The sequence below is a fragment of the Streptomyces sp. NPDC020780 genome (assembly GCF_044334475.1).
GTDB lineage: Bacteria > Actinomycetota > Actinomycetes > Streptomycetales > Streptomycetaceae > Streptomyces.
This window is the reverse complement of the sequence record NZ_JBIRTB010000005.1, coordinates 113,106-134,554: the sequence shown is the minus strand read 5'-3', so window position 1 is coordinate 134,554 and position 21,449 is coordinate 113,106. Positions and strand designations below refer to the sequence as shown.

Sequence of the window (21,449 nt, the reverse complement as noted above, 5' to 3'; positions counted from 1 at the left end):
CTTTCCGCCGGAAGTCCGGACGATGCTCTGGATCCTGCTGGGCGAAATGCCCCTGCAGGCCAGGGAGAATCTGGCGTGGGAAAGTCGTCAGCTCTACCTCGCACTCCAGAAGGGCCTGATCGACCTGCGCGCCGGCGCGCGGGAGACGATCCAGATGGTGGAGGAGGCGCTGCCGCCGGAGGTGGCCCAGCCGTACATCGACAGCGTGCGGATGCTCACCGACATGCCCGGCGGCACCGACCCGATCCAGAAGTTGCTGTACCAGCTGGACGAGCTCGCCAACGGCCAGGTCGACTACTCCCAGAAGATCCAGGGATCCAAGTGGGAGATCATCGCCGAGATCATCATGCTGCTCGCCGAACTGGCGCTGCTGGCGGCACTGATGGCGTTCACCGGCGGCGCTTCGGTCTCGCAGATGTTCCTGGCGCGAGCCCGGAGCAAGCTCGCGATCCTCATGATCATCGACCGGCTGCTGCGGATGTCGCACATCGCGCCGACCCTCGGGGAGGCGATCCAGGAGGCCATCCAGACGCTGGCGGTGCGGCTGGCGCAGATCGGTCTGAACACCGGTGGCCGCAAGCCCGGCGGCGTCGACTGGAAGGACGTCGGGGTCGCCGCCGCGTTCGGCGCGCTCACCGCCGGTTTCATGGAGATCTTCGACAAGTTCCTGAAACCGATCCGGAACTACTTCAAGGACCTCCTCGGGGACGTCTTCAGCAAGTTCAAATTCGACCCGAACAGCCCGCTGTTCAAGGGGCTGGTGAACGGCCCGCCGGCCGTCGTCACCGTCTTCGTCGTCGGGGGTGCCGCCGAGAGCACCGCCGAGGTCATCATCAACGGGGCCTTCTACGACAAGTGGGAGTTCAAGTGGGAGACCTTCGTCGGGTCCGGCACCAGCAGCCTGTTCGACGTGGGTGCGGGGCTGGCCATCGGCGCCGGGGCCTTCTCGATCTACAACTCCTACTTCGACAAGAACCGGTTCACGGACCTCAACGACCTGCCCGGCCCCGGCAGCCCGCTGGGCGGCGATCCGGAACCCTCCGGCTCCGGCAAGCCGGACGTGAGCCCTTCGGACGGTCCGTACGGCAAGGGCCCGTCGACGGTGAAGAGCGACCTGTTCACGCCCGGCCCGGCGACCCCTCGTCCGAACACCGTCTCGGCCGATCTCCCGGACGGCGTGGGCAGCGGTATCGACGCCCCGTCGCTGCCCCCATACACCCCTCCGCCCGTGTCCACACCTCCGTCGGTACTGAACACCCTGCCCACGGGCGGTTCCGGGGCGCTGTCCGGCCCCTTCGACCTCACCACGCGGGCACCGGGCACTCCCGGTGGAACGGGCAACTTCAACGGCCCGGGCAACTTCAACAGCGCGGACAACTTCAACGGCACGGGCGCCTTCAACGGCACGAACGGCTTCAACAGCACGAGTGGGTCGCAGGTCCCGTATCTGCCCCCGCCCACACCGTCGCCGGCCTCCCCACCGGGCGTCTCGCCGTCCACGCTGCCGTCCTCCTCCCAGCCGGACACCACGCCGCTGACGTCCGGAGCTACGTCCGGGCGAACCGCCGGGCCGTCGTCCGGGGTGGACGCCGATCTCACGACGCCGGACCTGGTGCCGGACCTGGAAGTGGACCTCGCGCCCGATCCGGCGCCGGCCCCCGTGCCCGGTACCTCTTCGAACGTGCCGGGGGCGGCGAGTGACCTCCCGCAGGGACTCACCGCGCCGAAGGGCTCCTCCACCGCCCCCGACCTGAGCACCACCGGTGGTTCGAACGGTACGGACGTGGGGGTGATCGATCCGGAGGAGGTACCGGGCGGTCAGGACGGGACTCGGGACGTCCAGGACGACACCACCGGGCAGGAGCTGCCCGGACGGGGGACGGCGGGCCGGGCCACCGGCGGGCAGCCGGACCTGGAGGGCGGTACGCACCGCGACGCCCCGCCGGTGGTTGACGCCGAACCCGGCACCGTCGGGCCGCCGGCACCCGTGGGTACGTCGGCCGGCCCGACCACCACAGCGCCCGGGGGGCAGTCGGCACCGCCCGCCGCGTCGCAGGGCGCCACCGGCTCGGGTAACCAGTCGCAGCAGTCGTCCCAGGCCGGCCCGGCCGACCGGAACGACGCGACCGACCTGCCGAACCAGGAGGCGGAGGAGAACGGCCGGGACGGTCAGGACGGCCAGGAGGAGTCGTCCGACGGCACGGAGCGGACGCCCGCCCCGTCGTCGCGTGACGGCGCGACGGACGAGGGCGTGGGGGCCCCCGGCGCGTCCACGGACACCACCGCGCACGCCGGCCCGCCGGCGCCGGCGACGCCGCCGACGGAGCTGCGTACGTCCTCCGGCACTCCGCAACCGGACGCACCGTCCGCACCCGGTCAGCCGTCCCGCGCGGACCTGACCGGGGGACAGGCCCCTGCCGACGGCACCCCCGCCGACCTCACGGGCAGCGCCACCGACGCGGACAGCGCCACCGACGCGGACACCTCCACCGAGGCGGACACCGCTACCGGCGCCGACCCGTTCACCGGGCCGATGCCGGAGCTCGCCGTCCCCGTCGCCGATCCGGTGCGCCCCGAGCAGTGGCGGGCCGGGCGGCACGACGCGCCTGCGGTGCCCGTGCGCACCGAACAGCTCGACCCGGCAACGGACCCAGGAACGCCCGACGGTGGCCGGGAAACCCTCGTACGCGCGTGGGTCCAGCGGATCCAGGCGGACGACGGCCGATGGATGAGCAACGTCTCGCTCCACCTGCCGGTCCGGACAGGGGAGGGCTTCGCCCCGGACGAACTCGCCGCGTTCCAGAAGCGGATGCAAACGCTCCTCGACATCCGCCTGAACAACGGTCTGCTGCTGCCGCGATCCGGCGACCAGCTTCACATCGACCTCACGCTCACCCCGGCGCCCGGTCACTCCGAAGCCGTCGAACTGAGCCGGAGCCCTCAGCCGGACGACACCGACCAGGTGCACTGGCGGCTCCACACCGTGGACCCCGCCGCCTCACCGGAGGAGACGGCGGCGTGGCAGGCGCAGGACGACGCCGCGGTGCTCCACAAGCTCCTGAACTACGCGGGCGTACCGGACCGGGGCCGGGCGGCCGAAGCGCTGCTGCGCCGGCTGGTGCGGCCGGGCGACGACGGCACGGCCGGCCCCGGCCCGCTGCCCGATCCGGCACCCGCCGTGCCGCTGCGCTATCTGGAGACCATCGAGAACGCCGTCGGTGCCGGTGGCTCCGTCCTCGACCACCCGCTCGCCGCGCGGGGCACCCGGCCCCCGAGCGGTCTCGACGACCCGGCCCGCGCGCCGCAGATGCTGGCACCCGACCGGACGGACCGTGACGCACCGATCGCGCCGGCCACCCCCGTCCGTACCGCCTCGGCCACGGCGGATACGGCGGGTACGGCGGATACGGCCGAGGGGCAGCCGGACACCGCCCCGCTCCCGGCCGTCCATGCGGCGGCCGAACCGCCGGCTCCCGAGGCACCCCTGGCCGCCTCCGGCAAGGGCAAGGGCAGGAGCACCGACCCCGGCACGGGCCCCCTCGGCGGGTCGGTCCCGGTCGACGGCACCGCCACTTTCCCCGACGGTGGCTTCGACCACACCCTGACCGAGGGATTCCTGACCGACGACGCCCCCGTCGACGACACCATCGCCGACGAACTCGCCCTCGCGGTGGCACGCCGGGAGCACGCCGACGCCCTCAGCGCCTTCGACCGGGCCGTACGGACCGCGAGCACGCTCTCCGAGAGGGTGGAGAGCGGCCGGGGAGGCACCGGCGACGCCGCCAGGCTCCATGACGCCTGGCAGGACGTGGAAAGGGCGCAGCGGCGGCTCGACGAAGCCGGGGACCGCCTGCGCGAGCTCGGTGCGGACGCCGCCGACGCGGCCGCCGCGGCCGCGATCGTCCCGCGGGTCCGCCGCACGGACGACGAACGGCGGCGCACCGCCGCCCTGGTCACCGCCGACGACCTGCCCGCAGACCCGCCGCTGCTGGCTCCTGACGACACCGTCACCTCGGCCGCTCTGACGGCCGCCGGCATCACGCTGGGCGAGGGCCCCGCACTTCAGGCCGCCCTCAACGGCTCCGTGCGGGTCGGTGACAGCGGGCTCGACCCCCTCGACCACGTCCGGCTGCTGATGACCCGGCCCGGCCCCTGGAGCGACGCGCTCGACGCCATCGCGGCACGCGCCGCCCGCCGGACCTGGAGCGCCGCCTACCAGGACTTCGCGCTCGCCACGGACCGGGCGTCCGGAGTCCCGTCCGGCACGGATCCCGCCGAAGCGTGGCGGCGAGCGGTCTCGCTGGTGCTGCCGCTGGAACTGCACCCCGTGCTCGCCGACTCACGTCACGCGCGTGGCGACTTCCGCGAGGCCGTGCGCCAGGTGGCCGAGCACCTCGCCGTGCACGGGGCGGACGCCGTCCCGGGTAGGGAACTGGCGAGCCGGGTACGGCGTGAGCTGGGTCTGCCCCCGCGTCTGCCGGGTGGGGCGCCCGGGGTGTCGCCGGTGGTCGTGGAGTTCGGCCCGGGGTCGTCCTCGGTGGGCGGGGACGAGCGCCGTGAGCTACAGGCGCTGGCGGGCCGGGTGGCGGCCGCCGGTGTGCTGCAGCTGCAGGCGGGCTCGTCAGCACCCGAGGTGGTGCTGACGGGGTTCGGCCGGAGCAGCGGTTCGGCGCGGGACCGTGTGCTCGCGGCCTCCGAGCTGTTCCAGGACTACCTGGCACAGGCGCTGGAGGATCTGGGCGCGGGTCACCTGGCGGAATCCTTCGAGATCGTCGCGCGGACGGGAACCGGGGGTTCGGGCAGGGTGACGGCCGAGGTCGTTGCGCCGCGGTACTCGGATGCCGTCGCCGAGCTGAACCGGTTGCGGCTCCTGGACGACCCCGGCGGTGCCTTCGACGTGGACGCCCTGACCCGGCGGATCCTGCATGTGCCCGCGGACGTGGAGGTGTCCGCGGATCACCGGACCGAGGTGTTCGCCCTGGTGGAGAACGCGATGGCGGCCGGCTGGTCGTCGGGTGTCGCGTCGCTCGGTGCCTACCACCTGGCGGCCCAGGGGGCGTTGGCTCCTGAGCGCCACATCGTGTCGGCGGACGGTGCGTACCAGGGCCTGAACCTCACCGGGCAGCCGGTGGGCGCGGTGGACACGTCGCAGGTGTGGCAGCGGCGCGCCGGCCAGTTCCAGGGGCCGCTGGACCCGATGTGGGACGCGGACCAGGGCGCGTACGTGGTGGTGGCCGAGGGCGGCCACGACCACGTCCTGCTCCCGCGTGGCCAGGGCGAGTTGCGGGTCCCGTGGCAGGAGTTCGTGGAGCTGGTGGCCCGCGACCCCGGGGTGACGGGGCTCCCGGCGGGTGTGCCCGTCGTGCTGGTGCTCAACCACGGCGGTGACCAGGGCCTGGCCATGCCCCGGACGCTGGCGTTCCGGGCAGGCCGGGACGGCGTCTGGGCGCACAGCGGCCAGGTGGGCCTGGTCCCCGACCCCGACACCGGCCGGCACCGGATCGTGGTCGAGAACCAGCGGTCCCAAGGGGTGCCCCTGGGCGGCTGGTTCGGCAGCGACGCGGACGACCTCGGCCCCGCCGGGGTGCCGGACGAGGGCTTCGTGACCGCTCTGGACGGGACGGTGATCCCGGACCGTGAGATCAAGACGCGGACGATCGCCGAGGAGGGCCGGTCGTTCGGGCGGGTCACCATGTCGGACGCCGACCTCGTGCTGAACGAGCCCGTGCTGGAGGTGCTGGGAGAGATCTCCGAGTTCTCCCAGTTCGATCCGGTGACGGAGCGGGCGCTCGGTGACCCGGTTCCGCTCCTCGAGGCGGGGCGGCCGGTCTACCACTTCTCCCAGCACGGAATGCCGCTGCGGGGCGTGGTGGAGGTGGCCGACGGCCGTCGGCCGGTCGAGGTGGACGGGGCGGAGACGGGCCGGTTCATCAGCCGTCGGCCCAGTATGAGGAAGCTAGGCCCTCAGGCCGTGATCGATCTGGGGGCGTGCTGGGCCGACGCCGTCGCGGAGGACCTGGCGTACGTGACGGACGCGGGGACGCCTCCGTACGTGTTCGACGTCCTGGGCGTGACGTCCTACGCGCAGGGTGTGGCGAACGGCAGCGGGGCCGGTGTGCTGGCGGTGGACCGTGTCCATGTGACGAAGCGGGGGGCGACTCCGGCGTCGGGCGTGCTCGCGGGACCCTCGGGCGAGCCGGGCGAGCGCCGCCTGCTGCTTCCCGAACCGGACACGGCCGAGCTGACCCGCATGGCGCGGTGGGCCGGGCTGCACCCCGGCACGGGCCCGGCCTCCTCGGACGTGCTGGACACGACGATGCGGCTGGTGCGGGCCCTGCGCAGGTCGTTCGGCGCCGACGTCCGGTCGGACCCGGAGTTCCGGACGCTGCTGCAGGGGATCGGCGCGCTGGAGAACATGCGCCGGGCGGACCGCCACATGCGCGTGACGGGGCCGTTCACCCTGCACCACCTGCACCTGGTCGTGCACGCGCGTCATCAGCGCACCGGCAACGACGCCCCGACCCCGGACGAGATCCGCCGGGTGCTGTCCGACGCGGCCCTGAAGGCGGACGAGGCCGCCGCCGGACAGCTGACGCTGCACGGCTACACGCCGATGCCGTCGCTGGACTGGTCGCTGAAGCGGCTGGCCGGACGGGACCTGGGCGCTTTCGCCACGGATGTGCTGCGGCTTCCGTCCGCCCGGCCGGTGACGCAGGCGGACGTGAGCCGGCTGGTATGGGGCACGGTCAAGGGCGCCGAGGCCCTGCGGGCCGTCGCCGACCCGACGGCCCTGGCGAAGAAGGTCCTGCACCTGCCCGCCGGGACCGACCTGACCGCCGACCAGGCCGGCGACCGGCTGCTGTGGCTGATGGCGGGCGCGGCGGTCTCCGGGTTCGACCCCTCCGATCCCTCGGATCTCGCGGCGTGGGACCTCGTCCGTCACGGCGCTCTCGACGACGGCACCCGTCTGATGACCGGTGGCGTGGCGACGGGCCGCAACTGGACCGGCCGGCAGGTCACCGGGGACATCGCGACCCAGGGGTACGTCGTCTCGCCGGACGGCTCGGTGGGCAACGGCACGCGGTACGACGCGGGGTGGCCGAGCGCTCCGTCGGGATCGGTGGCGCGCGCCTACGTGGTCCACGCGGACAGTACGAACGGCCATGTGTCGATGCCGTGGCCCGACGGTTCCAGCAGGTGGATACCGGGGAGCGAGATCGCCGCGCTGCTGCGCCACGACCGGGTCCACCAGCAGATCGCCCTCGGCGCCCCGCTCCTCATGATCGGCACCCACGTCAACCCCGCCGGTCTCGCGCAGCATGTCGCGGGCCGCTCGGGGACGGCGCGGACGACGGTCCTGTCGGAGCTGCCGAGTGCTCCGGTCCACGACCCGTCGAGCGGCGGGAGCGTGATCGTGCTGGCCGGGGATCCGGCACAGGAGGCGGCGCACTGGCAGACCCGGCGGCCGGCCGTCCTGCCCGGCACCTCCGCCGAGCAGGGCACCCTCCACACCTTCTCCGGCCCGGCGGCCGCCGCGCCGCCCGCCGCCCCTCCGGCGGAGGGCGATACCGGAAGCGACGGCCGGACGGGCGCCCGAGCCGCCCGCGGTGACATGCCGGGCGACGTCGGTGAGGGCACGAGCACCGGTACCGACGCGACCGCCGAACCCGGTGAAACCCCCGCCCCCGCGCCCGTCGCCCCGCTCTCCGACGACGCGAAGCTGGACGTCGGCCGCCGGTTCAGCGCCCTCATGCGGGACCTGGGCCACCCCGTCGTCCTGGCCGGAGCGGCCCGGGGCAGGGTGCTGTTCGACAACCCGCGCCCCCTCGGCCGCCTGGAGTTCGAGCTCCCCGCCGACGTCGCCCGGTACGCCGAGGCCGTCAACGAGGCCGTCGCCCGGCAGTTCCCCGGAGTGCACCAGCAGGCTCTGCGCCTGAGCGAGGACGGGCGCACGCTCTCCGGTGTGGTGCACGGCGCGGAGATCGTCGTCGGCCCCGCCCCGCAGGCCCCCACCGGTAGCGCCCGTCCCACCGAGACCGACGGTTTCCTGGTCCCCGACGTCACCGAGGCGCTGGCGGACACCGCGTACGCGCTGGCCCTGGCCACCGACGACCAGCGGCGCGACCGGGACCTCTTCGACCTGCTGTGGGCCCTGACCTACGCTCCGGACGACGACGCGCTCCCGGCCGACCGGCCCGAAGTACTGCGGGGCGACGCCTACCGTGCGGCGCGCCCGTCCGGCGCCGCACCCGGCCTGACCGTCCGGCTCAGCGAACTCCTGGACGGGGTGGCCCGGAATCCCGAGGCGCTCTCGGCGGTCGGGCGCACCTGGCTGTCGCTCGGCGCGGTACCGGCCGACCTGAGGTGGCTGAACGACGAACTCACCACGCTCAGCGACGCGTTGCGTGCCACCGACGCGGTGGCCTCGGACCCGGTCCGGCGGCTGGCGTCGCAAGTGGCTGACATGGCGAAGGACGTCCGGGAGCAGGAGCTGGCCGCCCTGTCGCCCGGTGAACGCGAGCGCCTGGCCTCCGACCCGGTCCTGGTGGACGCGTTGCGCACCACCCTGTCCGCCCCGGACTTCGCGGAGACGGCGGCGCAGCTGATGGTGCAGGTGCCGCCCGGCGTGGACCAGCCCGTCTCGGCACGCCAGGAGGTGCGCCGGCAGATCGCGCGGATGCTGCGCGATCCGGACGTCACGGCGAAGCTGCTCCGGGACGGCGCGCGCGTGATGGTGGTGCCCCGCAGCGAGGCGATGACCTCTCTGGACCCGTTCCGGGACCTGGCGGGGCGTACCACCCAGGACGGCCGGACGTGGGACGAGGTGCGCGGCGTCGGCCTGCGTACCGCGGGGGTGACGGAGGAGAACCTCCTCGGCGAGTCCACCTCCGTGCCGGGCGCCGATCCTTCGTACGCGGACGGCTACTCCACGACCCTCCACGAGTTCGCCCACACCCTCCACCTGTACGGGCTGAGTGAGGAGCAGCAGCAACTCGTCCAGGACGTGTTCCAGGAGACCAAGGGCGAGGACGGGGCGCTGTGGCCCGACGGATGGCTGCACGGCACGGACGGCGAGGGGCGCCGTACGGGGGCCAACTACTCGAGCCGGGACGAGCTGGAGTTCTTCGCCCAGCTCACCAACGTCTACTTCCGGGCGAACCGGGGAACGGACGCGTACACCGGGCTGAGGCGCCACAACGGCGGCCCCGACTGGGTCCGCAGGCACTTCCCGGCGCTGTTCCCGCTGATGCGGCAGCTGTACGGCGAGATCCCGGACGGTGCCGAGCCGGTGCCGGTCAACCCGGTCGCGGCCGTACAGGAGCAGAACGAGATCTACGAGGGCTTCCGGGCGCTGTGGGACCAGGCGGAGGGCGTCCACGTGCCGCAGCCCCACGCCCCGGCACCCACGCCCCCGCCCCCGGCCCGTGCGGCCGACGCGGCCCGTCCGGCCGACGGGAGCACGGACGCACCCGCGCCGCCGCCGGACACGGGCGGGATGACGCCCGCGAAGTGGTACGAGCTGTCGGCCGTACTCACCCACGTGTTCGGCCCGGACGCCCCGGCCAACCCCGCGTTCTCCCAGACGGTGAACTCGCTCGCGGTGCTGGACGCGGCACGCCGGGGGGACCGTTACTTCGGCGCGGGACCGATAGATCCCTGGGGCATCACGCGGCGCGTACTCCACCTGCCGTCCTCGGCTCCGGTGACCCCGGACCTCGTCTATCAGGTTCTGTCGGTCGCGGGCAGCGCAGCGCGCCGTCACCGGGCCAGGACCCTGGCGGCAGTGGCGGCGTACCAACTGGAGCGGTCGGGAGCACTGGCGGCGTCCACGGCACTGACCGGCCCCGACGGATACGCCCAAGGACGCAACCTGACAGGGCGCCGGGGGCTGAAGCTGCTGCTGGACCGGACGGGCGTCCAGGACGGGACGGGCGTGATCAGGCCCGGCCCGCTGCCGTGGGGGGACCGGGCCCACGCGGTGGTGGCGGAGCGCGCAGCCTCGGGCCGGATCCTCGTGGACGACGGCCGCGGAACCCCGGTGGAGGTGGACGAGCAGGAGTTCGCCGAGCTGGTCGCGCACGACCCGAACCGGCCCGCGGGTCTCCCCGTGGTGCTGCTGGTCGAGGACGCCGGCGAGTCGCTGGCACGGCGGCTCGCCGACCGCGCCGGCGGGCGGGTGTGGTACACCGACGGCAGCTTCCGCCTGCAGCCGGCGGCCCCCGACAACCCCTGGCGGTACCCCGCGCTGGAGAACCCCGATCCGGGGAAGGTTCCCGTGGGGACGTGGCTTCCCGCCGACCCCGGACTGGTGTCGGACGACCCCGACCCCTTCGTGACCCTGCAGGACGGGACGCGGATCGCCGACGACGACGTGGAGTCGTACGCCCTCACGACGGCCGACGGGCGCGAGCTGACCGGGCGGGCCTTCCTGGACCCGCAGGACATGGCGATGCGGGAGCAGGATCTGCGCCCCCTGTCCGCGGTGCAGTACTACACCGACGTGTACGAGGGGCTGCCCGGCGTCGACGCGGACCGGGAGAGCGGGCTGCGGCCGCTGCCCAGGCCCATGGCGGACGCCTACATCTTCGTGGGGCACGGGCGCACGGGGATGAAGACCGTTCCGGTCCGCAGCACGGGCCGCGGTCACATGCTGGGCGACAAGGAGTTCGGCAGGCTTCTCGCCCGGCGCAAGAGCCTGCAGCGGATGCGGCCGGACAGGCCGGTCTGGGCGCTGTGGTGTGAGCTCGGTCAGGTGCGCAGGGGTAAGGACCGGCTGGAGTCCCCGCCGCCGGCCCAGTGGGCCTCGAACATGTCCGTCCGTACGGTGTTCACCGCGGAGGCGTCCCAGGGGAGCAGCGCGGCGGAGGGCAACTGGCCGCCCCGCCTCATCAAGTTCGACGATCCGGACCGGCCGGCGTTCCGGTACCGGGAATTCCGCCCGGAGCCCCGTGCCGCCACCCTCACCTCCCTCGCCGACCTGGCGGGACTGCCCGCGCACGCGGAGCGCAGGACCACCAGGGCGCTGCGGTGGGTGCGGGCGCTGCGCGAGACCCACGGGGTGGACATCGACACCGCCCCCGGCCGGGTCGCGGAGTTCCACAACCTGATCCGCGGCTTCGGCGCGCTGGAGCGGCTGCGGACGGCCACCCCGCAGAACCCGGACACCGGGCCGCTGACCTGGAGGTCGCTGGAGCAGATCGTCGGCACCTACGCCCAGACCCAGGGCTGGGACCGCTCGCTGACCGCGAGCGCGCTGGAGCACGTGCTGTACCAGGCGCAGGTGGGCGGCCTGGCCGCGCAGTCCGTGGTCGTCGCCGCACCCGCCGCTCCGGCTGCCCCGCCCGCCGCCCCGCCGGCCGTGCCCGGCGAGCTGTCGGAGTACGCGCGCACCCACGGCACCGCGCATGACGGGCACGTCGGGCTCGTCATCCACGAGCCGACCCCGGACCCCGTCCTGGAGGGCCTGTACGGGCAGATCATCCGTGCTCTCGGGGCCGACCCGGCCGGCACGGAGGGCCGGGAGCTGCGGGCTCAGCTCCGCGACGTGCTGAGCGCGGCGGAGATCGAGCTGAACCGGCCGTACCTGCGCAGCCGGCAGGGGCACCGGATCACCGTCCGCCAGGGTGGCCGTGAGCGGTCGGTGGACGTACGGCTCGCCTACGCCGGTACCGCGAAGTCCGCGAAGTACGGCCGGAACACCGGGCAGCGCCCGCCGACACTGCCGGACATGCAGGTGGAACTCCGGGCCATGGGCGCGCAGTCGTCCTCGCACGTGGAGAGCTCGGGCACCGTCCGTACCGGTTCGGTGCCGTGGAGCGGGATCTTCCCGGAGGACGCCGCCGGGGCACTGCGCTGGTGGGACGCCTCGGTCAGCCTGTCCGCCACGCACAACCAGCTCGCCCAGTCCGTCACCGTCGGCGAGACGTTCCAGGTCACGAGCAAGCAGCAGGCCGAGGAACCCGCGCATCCGGTGGACGTCGACGGGCGGTGGCAGGTACAGATCGACACCCCCCGCGAGGACGCGGTCGGCGCCTGGCAGCCCGAGCAGTCGCACGGCACCCTCACGTTCTGGTTCCACGAGCACCTCGCGTTCGACGGTGACGACTCCACCGACCTGCCGGAGCCCGGGGACGTCGACGACCTTCCGCTGTGGGGCGGTGACAGCGTCGCCGAGCCGCGCCGGCTGCTGACCGAGCTCCTCCAGGACGACAACTTCAGCTCTCTGCAGAGCCTCGACGGGGACTCCGCGACGGCACTGGAGAACTTCCTGTCCCAGCGGATGCTGCAGGGCACTCCGCATCTCCAGCACGCGGGCGGTGTCTTCTCGCCGACGCTGCTGGACGAGGACGGCAACGCCGTCGGCATGCTCGAACTCACCGCGGTGATCGAACCGGGGCGCCCGATGCGCAGGAGCGCCGAGGGCAAGTCCACCCTGGAGACCTGGTTCTCGCACTCGTCCAGCGTGGACCGGTCGGCGAAACTGACCAGCGGCCTGGGGGTCGAGGCGGCGGGCGGTGCGTCGTTCACCACCGACCACGCCGCGGGACACCCGCGCGCCGCGGCGTCGTTCGGCGGCAACCTCATGGGCAAGGCCGGCGTCAACTGGCAGGTGAACGACCAGCTGAACAGCGTCAGCAGCGCGACGCTGATGTACGGCATCCGCACCAAGACCGGTCATCTGCTCACCCCCGCCCGGGTCACCTACACCGTGACGCTGCACCGGGCCGGCGGCGGTCGGGACAGCGGCACGTTCGGGCCGTGGGAGGACGGTCTGCGGCTGCGCATCGCCCCGCGGACCACGACGACGGGACACCGGCCGGCCCCGGAGGAGGTACGGGAGCTTCCCGAGCACCTGGAGAACCTGGAGAGCATCGGGTACACCGAGACGCCCCTCAGGATCGACGGGGCGGACCCCCTGTTCACCAGGGCGGAGGCGTGGCTGCGGCGGGAGGGGTTCCTGCCGCCGGTGGTCCCCCGGCGGCGGTCGCTGCCGTTCCGGCTGGACGAGCCGCTGGTCGTGGCCCAGCTGGAGAACCTGCGGCGGCTGCGGCAGATGCGGTCGAGGTTCGGCCTCTCCACCTCCGCGTCGGACGCCGTGGACGGCGGGGAGCCGGTCTGGTTCGACCGGCCGAACGCCGTCTCGGGCACGCGCCGGGTGCAGCTGCGGTTCTCCGTCGCGCGGGACACCGCGCGGCCTTCGGTCCACACGCGCAGGCTGCCCGACGTCCTCCAGGTCGGCTTCAGTTCGTACGAGGCCACTGGCGGGCGGCGGCTGGGCACCGCGCTGAGCGGTTCCGCGGGAGGCGGCGGCGGCTTCAACGCCCCTCTCGCCGACGGCGGCTGGGGACTGAACGCGGCTCCGGACTACCTGGGCACCAGGCAGCTCGTGGACGCCGGGAACACCGGCGACTCGGTCGGCTTCGACCAGTTCACCATGACCACCCAGAGCGGCAGCGAGCTCTTCGAGGTGCCCGCCAGGCTCGGCCTGGACCTGTACGAGGGCCTCGGTGACGACCCGCGCATCCACTTCGCCGACGTCGGGACGGACGACGACGACGGCGCTGCGGACGGCACGGTGCTCCGGGCTCCGGGCGCCACACCGCACACCGTGCCCGGCGACGTCACGCTGCTGGTGCCGCACTACCGCACCCACGCGCCCGCCACGACCCTCGTGCCCGCCGCCCCCCGGCCGGGTCACGTGATCCGGGAACCCGTCACCGACGGCGGGCCGGCGGACGACCAGCGGCGCCTGAACCTGGTCGACGCCCAGGGCCACCCGCTGCCCGGCCTGACCCGGCTGCCGGAAGGCGCGCTCGTCGACACCTTCCGCGGCACGGCCGCGCTGCTGGAGGCACTCGGGCAGATCGTCGCGGGGACCTATCCGGGCCACCCGGAGCAGGGTCCGGTGGGCCGGGCGGTGCGGCGTGCCTCCGTGCAGTTGAGCGGACTGGCCACGGAGACCGCCAGGCGGGGATCCGCGGTGAAGGAGTCACTGCCCGAGAGCCTGACCGGTGCGGTCAACCGGGTCGGCTCGGCCGTCAACTGGGCCGCCACACCGGTGACCTGGGCGGCCAGGACGTCCGCGGACGGCGTGGCGGCGACCTACAAGTGGACGTCCGTCGCCGTGGCGGGCGCGTCGCTGAACGACCAGGGCACCCTCGCCACCGAGGCCCGGCACGACGCGATCCGCCCGGCCCAGCTCATGTCCCGGGCCGCGCAGATCCTGGGCGGGGTGTACGTGGTCGAGGGGCTGACGCTCCCGGGCATGGCGGCGGACCAGGTCATGATGCTGGAGGTCACCGGCTACCTGACCAGCCCCCGCATCCTGGGGACCGAGTCGCTCTACACGGAGCAGGACGTCCTGGCCTCCGACTCCGCCGGCCGGCAGCGCGGCGTCGGTGTCACCCACCAGGGGAACCTCCAGCTCACGGCGTTGCAGGCGGCGCCCACCCCGCCCGAGCTCCTGGTCCACCAGGCCAACCCGGGCGGCCGGTACTCCCAGTCCCGCCGCACCGACGACCTCAGCACGGTCAACTCCGTGACGAAGGGCACGCACGCCACGGAGCACTCGGGCGACAAGCTGTGGATCGGCAGCGACGTGACGCTGCTGCTGACCGTCCGGTGGGGGGTACGCAACATCGCCGGGAACGCGGTCGGCCTGGGCCCCTACGCCCCGGTCACGGTCGCCGTCGACCTGCCCCGCGCCGTGACGTACCTGGCTCCCGTGCAGTCCCTGGCCCGCCTGGCGGCCTGGTTCCGCGGGATGCCCGGACTGCCCACCCTCTCGCAGCCCCCGCTCGGCGTTCCGCTGCCCGGCCGGTTCGTTCGGACGCGGGAACTCGGCAAGGCGACCGTCCTGACCGTCACCCAGCTCGACGGCAGCACGGACCGCAGGGAACACCGGGACCGGATCCGCCAGGAGCTCGTCACCCTCGTGGAGAACGAGGCGCCGGGCATCACCCGGCCCGGCCACGCCTCGTACCTGTCCGGTGTGGCCACCGAGATCGCCCGGGTCACCGAGCCCGCCGCGCTGCGCGGCCTGCCACGGCGGGGCCCCGGCGGCCATGTGCGCTTCCACTTCGTCCACGTGGCGTACGGCGGGGCCCGTCTCGTCGAGGTGACCCTGCGCGCCGAACCGGTGCTGCAGACGCCCGCCCTGCGCGGGGTACGCGGCCGTCCCGCCGATGCGGGAACCGGCATGGAGCACGTCGACACGCACATCCCGCAGGGGAGGGTGACGTCCTCCGGCGTGACCACGACGCGCCAGGGAACGGCCAGTCTCGTCTCCCGCTACCCGCGCACGAGCGGTGGCACCGGGCCCACCGACCGCGAGGGCCCGTCCGTCGCGCTGGCCAGTACCCGGACCCGTACCGCGCGGTCCGACGTGTCGACGGAGGACCGCTTCTGGACCCGTACGGGAAGCGCCGCCGACTTCGACGTCGACTACCGCTACACCGCGTCGGTCCGCTCGGAGATGGTGTGGCAGTGGCCGCCCAACGTACCCGGCGCGGTCTTCCAGGACGGGCTGCTGAACCTGTCCGGCCTCGAAGGGGACGCGGCGCAGCGGGTGCGCACCTGGATCAGGCGTGTGCTGCGGGGCCGGCCGGTCAGCCAGGCCTCCGTACCCGCCGCCGCGGCCCTGCGGTTCACCGGCTCCGAGGCCGTCGAGCCGCGGCGGCACGCCGGGCCGCGGCCCCCCGCGATGCTCAGGAGCGACCCGTTGCTGCTGACACCGCGCGACGCCGCGGCCCAGGGCACCCTGCCCTTCCCGGGCGGCGCCCGGCTGGAGCCGACCGGCCCGACGCCCGTGTACGACTCCAACGTCGCCCCGCAGCTGGTGCAGGCGCTGCTCGAGGTCGATCCGCGTACGGCCGTGTCCTGGGGACTGCCCGCGAACGCCTCGGCGGAGGCCGTGGCCGTCCGTCTGGGCGAGATGGTCCAGGCCGGCGAGATCAGCCTCGACCCGAGCGGTACGGCGGCGGGCCTGACCACGAGGATGCCCGGAAGCTGGCCGGTGGAGAGGCCCGATTCCGCGCCGACCCTGCAGATCTCCCTGCACCGTCCCCGCCCGGTGACGGAGGCGGGTGACGTCGCCGTGGACCGGGTCCGCCGGCAGGTCCGCACCTCCGCGACGGCGTCCTCGGCGGCGAGTTCCTTCGTCCTGAACCAGCAGGGCACCTACAGCCTCGCGGACGGCAACGTCCAGATGCTGGGCCTGACGTTCCCCCTGGCCGCGCAGCAGCCGCACGCCGCCTCCACGGGCGGCAACACGTCCGCCGCCGTGTTCACCCGCCTGCGGATCGGCACCACCAGCGAGCCCACGGACCGGCGCGGCACACGCAGTTACGAGACCCTGGTCGACACGGTCATCACGGTGGAGGGCTCCAAGGGCGTCCGGTACGTCACCGGCAGTTCCACCGTGCGGCTGTGGGAACGCGACGTGCTCGGCTTCGGTGTCACCCCGGCGCGGCCCGGCCCCCGGATCTACGACCTGCCCGCGATGCTCGCCGACCTGGACGCGGACGATCTGCGGGACTGGGCGCGCCACCCGGTGACCGACCTGCCGGGAGTGCTGGCGGACGGCATCGACGAGGACGACCCCTCGGCGGAGATGTGGCTCGCGCTCGGTCCCGACCCGGACGGCACCCGCCTGGCCCGCGCCCTGTTCGTCGGCTCCCGTACGGCCCAGCTGGCCGGGAAGCCGGTCGAACTCGTGGTGCGCACCGACGAGGGGCTGCGCTCCTGGCCGTTCGACGCCGACGGCTCCCTCGCGGACACGACCGAGGACACCCGCGACTCCTGGGAGGCCGTACGCGCCGCCGTCGGCACCTACCTCCGGGCGGTGGGGGCCGAGGCGGTGGCACGTCACCGGGAGGAGGGGCTGGCACGGCGCCGGCCCGGTGCGCTGCGGGCGCTGGAGGACGCCGGCCGCGCGGTGGACACGGCCACCACCGCGCACCGGGCGGCCGACCTGGCCCACACGGGCGCCGTGCGGGCCGCCGGGACCGTACGGTCGGAGCTCACCGCGGTCCGTGACCGGATCGGTGCGGCGCGGGAGGAGATCGCGCGGCTGGACGCGACCGCGCGTGACGCGCAGACCCGCTACGAGGAGGCCGCGGACGAGGAGCGCCGGCTGCGGGAGCAGTGGCAGCAGGCGCGGGCCGAGGTGGACCGCCTCGGGCGGCTCGTCGCCGCCACCGCGGAGACCGACCCGGCCGCCGCCGCGTCGGTCAGCGCCCTTGCCGCGGCCGAGGAGCACGCCGAGGACCTCGGGGAGCGGGCTCCGGCCGCGGCCCGGCAGCGTCAGCTGGACCTCGAGGAGATGACCACGGCTCGCGGGGCGGCCGACGAGCTCCGGACCGTTCTGGACGAGGACGTCGCGCGCGAGTCTGTCCTGGCCGGGGACCTCGCACGCGCCGAGGAGACCGTGTCCGGCGCGGAGCGTACGGTGCGGCAGGCGGATGCCGAACTGAGGCGCAGGACCGTGGCCCGTGATGCGATCCGGGCCCAGGTCCAGGAGATCGAGGGAGACCTCGCCACGGTCCGGCGGGAACTGGACGAGCAGGCACGCCGCCACAGTCAGGCGTGGGAAGGGCTGCCGGGCCGCACGAGCGCCCTGGAGACCGCCCGCCGTGCGGAGAGCGTCGGCGGGGGCCCCTCCCTGCGCGGCTCCGTGTCCTCCGCGCCCGCCCGTGCGACCCGGTCCGGCAGGTTCGGCGGGCAGCCGCTGCCCGCGCCGCCGCCCGGGGAACAGGCGCCGGCCGAGGCCCCCGCCGCGGACGGGCCGGCGCCGTCCCCGGCGCCACCGCGGCCCGTGCTGCCGCCGGACGTACGGGCGGACCTGGCCCTCCGGCTGCCCGCGATGACGGAGGAGGAGCGGACCTCCCGGCTGCTGCCCCTGGCATCGCAGGACCGTGAGGCCCTGGCCTCCGACCGGACGCTGGTGGCGGCGCTGCGACAGGCGCTGCCTGCCGGGGAGTTCGCGCGCACCGCCGCGCTGCTGATGGTGGACGTCCCGGCCGGTGTGGACCTGCCCGTCTCGGCCGGCATCGAGGCGCGGGCGCAGGTGGCCCGCATGCTGGGTTCCCCCGCCGTGGCGGAGCGGATGCTGAACGAGGGCGCGCGGATGGTCGTGGTCCCGAAGGACGCCGCCGTGACGTCGCTGGACGGTTTCCGCTTCCTGGAGGGGGAATCGGCACAGGACGCGCGTCCCCTCGCCACCGTGCGCGGTCTCCAGGCCGACGGGCGGGTCGCGGTCGGCGAGGAGAACCTGCTGGGGGGCACCACGAGCGTGCCGGGTGCGGGGCTGTACGCCGACGGCTACTCCGCCGCGACGCACGACTTCGCGCACGCCGTCCACCGCCACGGGCTGACCGACGACCAGCGGCGGCTCGTCACGGAGGTGTTCCACGACAAGGTGCTTGCGGGCGATGTCGCGGTGTGGCCCGACGGGCCGCTCCACGACGCCTCCGGCACGCACCGGAACTACTCCGCGCGGAACGAGTACGAGTTCTTCGCCCAGCTCACCAACGCCTATCTGGGCACGAACACCGGGACCGACCCGTACACCGGCCTGCCGCGCAACAACGGGGCCGCGTGGGTCCGGCGCCACGAGCCGGCGCTGCTGCCGCTGCTGCGGGAGCTGTACGGCTCCGACCCGCGGAGCACCCACCCCTGGCAGTCCAACCCCCGGGCGGAGGAGGACGTCTGGGCCGCCTTCCGCGCGATGTGGGACGAGACGGAGAACGCGTACCGGCCGCAGCCCCACGCCCCGGCACCGGCACCGGCACCGGCACCGGCACCCGAGTCTCGTCCGGTGCTCGGTCGCGCGGAACTCGCATCGGTGGCACGCCGGGTGGCGGGCAGCGAGCCGGTGCGGGACATGCCGGTCGAGCGGTGTCTGGTGCTGCTGGGGGCCCTGCGCGACGCGTTGTACCCGCTGGGTGTGCGCCCGGCGGTCACGGTGGACGATTCCGTGGTGGGCGGCCCGTCGGCGGCGTCGTCCCTGGCTGTGGGTCCCGGGTGGAGGCGGGTGAGCTCCTGGGGGTCGGTGGCGGATGCGGTCGCGGCGCAGGGGCCGGGTGCGGTGGCGTTCGTGCTGGCGCGTCGTCAGGGGGACGTGCTGGGACACGCGTGGGCGGCGTACCACCTGGGTGGTGCCGACGGTGTGGTGTGGGTGGACGTGTCGGCGGGTGCGGGCCGTCAGGTGTCGGCGCTGCCGCCCGCGGTCGCGGCGTCCGACGCCCAGGCTCTCGTCGTCGACCCCGCCGGGCAGGCCGTGGAGCGTGCGCTGCCGGAGTTCGCGCAGTCGTCGTCCACGGCGCACGCGGTGCTGGACGAGGCGACGGGGCGTGGGTACGGCGCACTCGGCCTGGAGGTCGAGAAGCGTCAGGTGTTCGTGATCAGCGGCCTCGGCGACCTGCCGGCCAAGGTGGTACTGGCCCACGCGCCCGGCTTCAAGATCGTCACCGATCACGCCAGCGTCATGCGGACCGCCGACGGCCGCCTGCACCTCACCTACCCCGACCTGGCGCCCGGCGAGCCGAAGCCCCAGCGGACCAGTTACCTCATCGGCGAGATCGTCCTCGAGCCGATGACGGTACTCCCCGGCGAGCAGCGACAGTCCCAGGAGGAGACGCTGGCCCGGCTGGATCGGGTGGAGCGGGCCCTGGACGCCAGGGACGAGCCGGGCTCCGCCCCCTACATCAGCCTCTCCGCTCTTCTCCCCGCCCAGGACGGCTGGGAGACCACCGAGCTGGGTGACAAGGCCCTGGTCGGCCAGACCCCGGTCCGGTCGAACCTCGCCTATGTGCAGCCGACCCCGGGTCTCCCCGTCCTCGGTCTGAGCGAGCTCCAGGACCTGGCGGTGGACCGGCTGCCGAAGGGCGCCGTGGGGGCCGTGGAGGCGTCGGGCAGGGAATTCGGGATGAAGGCCACCGCACACTTCGTGCGCGTCTTCGCCGGCCGGACCGATGTGCCCGACGTGGTCGTCCCCTTCCTCGCGTCGATTCCGGACATCGACGACCTGTGGGGCTACCTGCGGTTCGCCTATGCCCACGCCGTCGCCAGGCCGACCGGCGTCATCCTCAACCAGGGCCCGAACCCGTTCCTGATCAAGAACGGCCTGGCGGTGGCGTCGCGCCCTGCCCTGGACCGCGTCCTGCGGGCTCTGCGGCCTCGAACCCGGGAGTTCCTCAACCAGCACCACGACGGCATCAGCGCGAGCCTCGACGTCACGCTCGGGAGACTGCTGGAGCTCTACCGGAAGTCCCTCACGCCGGACAAGCCGTTCTTCCCGGGCTATTTCGACGCCACCATCGGCGACGTGCCGTCGCCCCGTGAGCACACCACCGCAGCGCTGACGGGGCGCACCTCCCGGGGCGGGGCCGTCACCCAGAAGCAGACGGTCGACATGGACGACGACCGGTTCCCGACCCTGGACACCGACGACGGCCGGCTGGAGATTCCGCTGGTCCCCGCGGAGCTGCGGCACTTCGCCTACGGCGGTGCGCAGTTGATGACGCCCGAGGACATCCGTCGGTCCGTGGCCGAGTTGTCGAAGCTCAGCCGCGAGGCCTACCGGCGGGCGCTCACCCACCGGGCTCCGCTGCCCGAGGACGTCCTCCGCGAGTCCGTCAACCGCGTCCTGGACAATCCGGCCGTCCGGGGCCTCGCCCACTTCGTGCAGATGGTGCTGATGGCGGGTCTGCCGCAGCCGGGCGGCAGTGCCCGGCGACTGGTGTCGGTGGGGGAGAGCCAGAAGATCTCCCGGGCGCTGGGTGAGTACGCCCTGGGAACCCCGCTGCCCCCCGCCCACCCCGTGCACCAGGCGCTGCGTAAGGCCGTGGGCGAGGCGTCCGATGCCCTCGACACGCTTCCCCCGCAGCACCAGGGCAAACTCCGGGCACTGGTCGACATGGCGCGGGGTGCCCTGGAGATCCTGGCTGATCCCGAGCGGACGCCGCCGGTGATGGTGTGGGCTTCGGAAATCGTCGCGGTGGACGGGACACGGGTCCCCCTGGACCGGATGCTGGTGACCGGTCACCGGGACGCGGAGGGCAGGCCTCTGGGGGTGTCCTCGCGTCCCGCGGAGGACTGGCAGGACGCGAGGCGGCAGACGTACGGCCTGCTGCCGGAGGTGGTCGGGTTCACTCTGGTGCGGCAGGGGCCGGTGCCGTTGGAGAGCCCCGTGCAGACACTGCCGTTCGGCACGGCGCACCTGGTCGGGCTGCGCGGTGGTCCCGGGGCGGCGGTGCTGGCGCTGTCGGACGGCACCGACGCCGTCGTCGACTACGCGCGGGTCGTGGACTTCCTGTTCGCGGTGGACGGGCATCTGACGGCGTTGCCGCCGGAGAGCCCGGTGCTGGTGGCCGGGGCCGATCTGGCCGGCCCGCCGATGGGCGATCCGCTGGAGGTGCCGTTGGCCGGGCAGGTCCTGGCCAACGGCC

General features: G+C 74.1%; 1 protein-coding gene (only partly in view). It reads left to right on the top strand.

Annotation, left to right across the window (positions count from 1 at the left end):
* The first annotated feature begins 22 nt into the window (after positions 1-22).
* Positions 23-21,449, top strand: partial view of a lonely Cys domain-containing protein gene (locus tag ACH4VO_RS11355; RefSeq protein WP_360991640.1) — the 5' portion only. The gene runs 20,579 nt beyond the window's last position; only the first 21,427 of its 42,006 coding nucleotides appear in the window; it begins with the start codon at positions 23-25; its stop codon lies beyond the right edge, outside the window.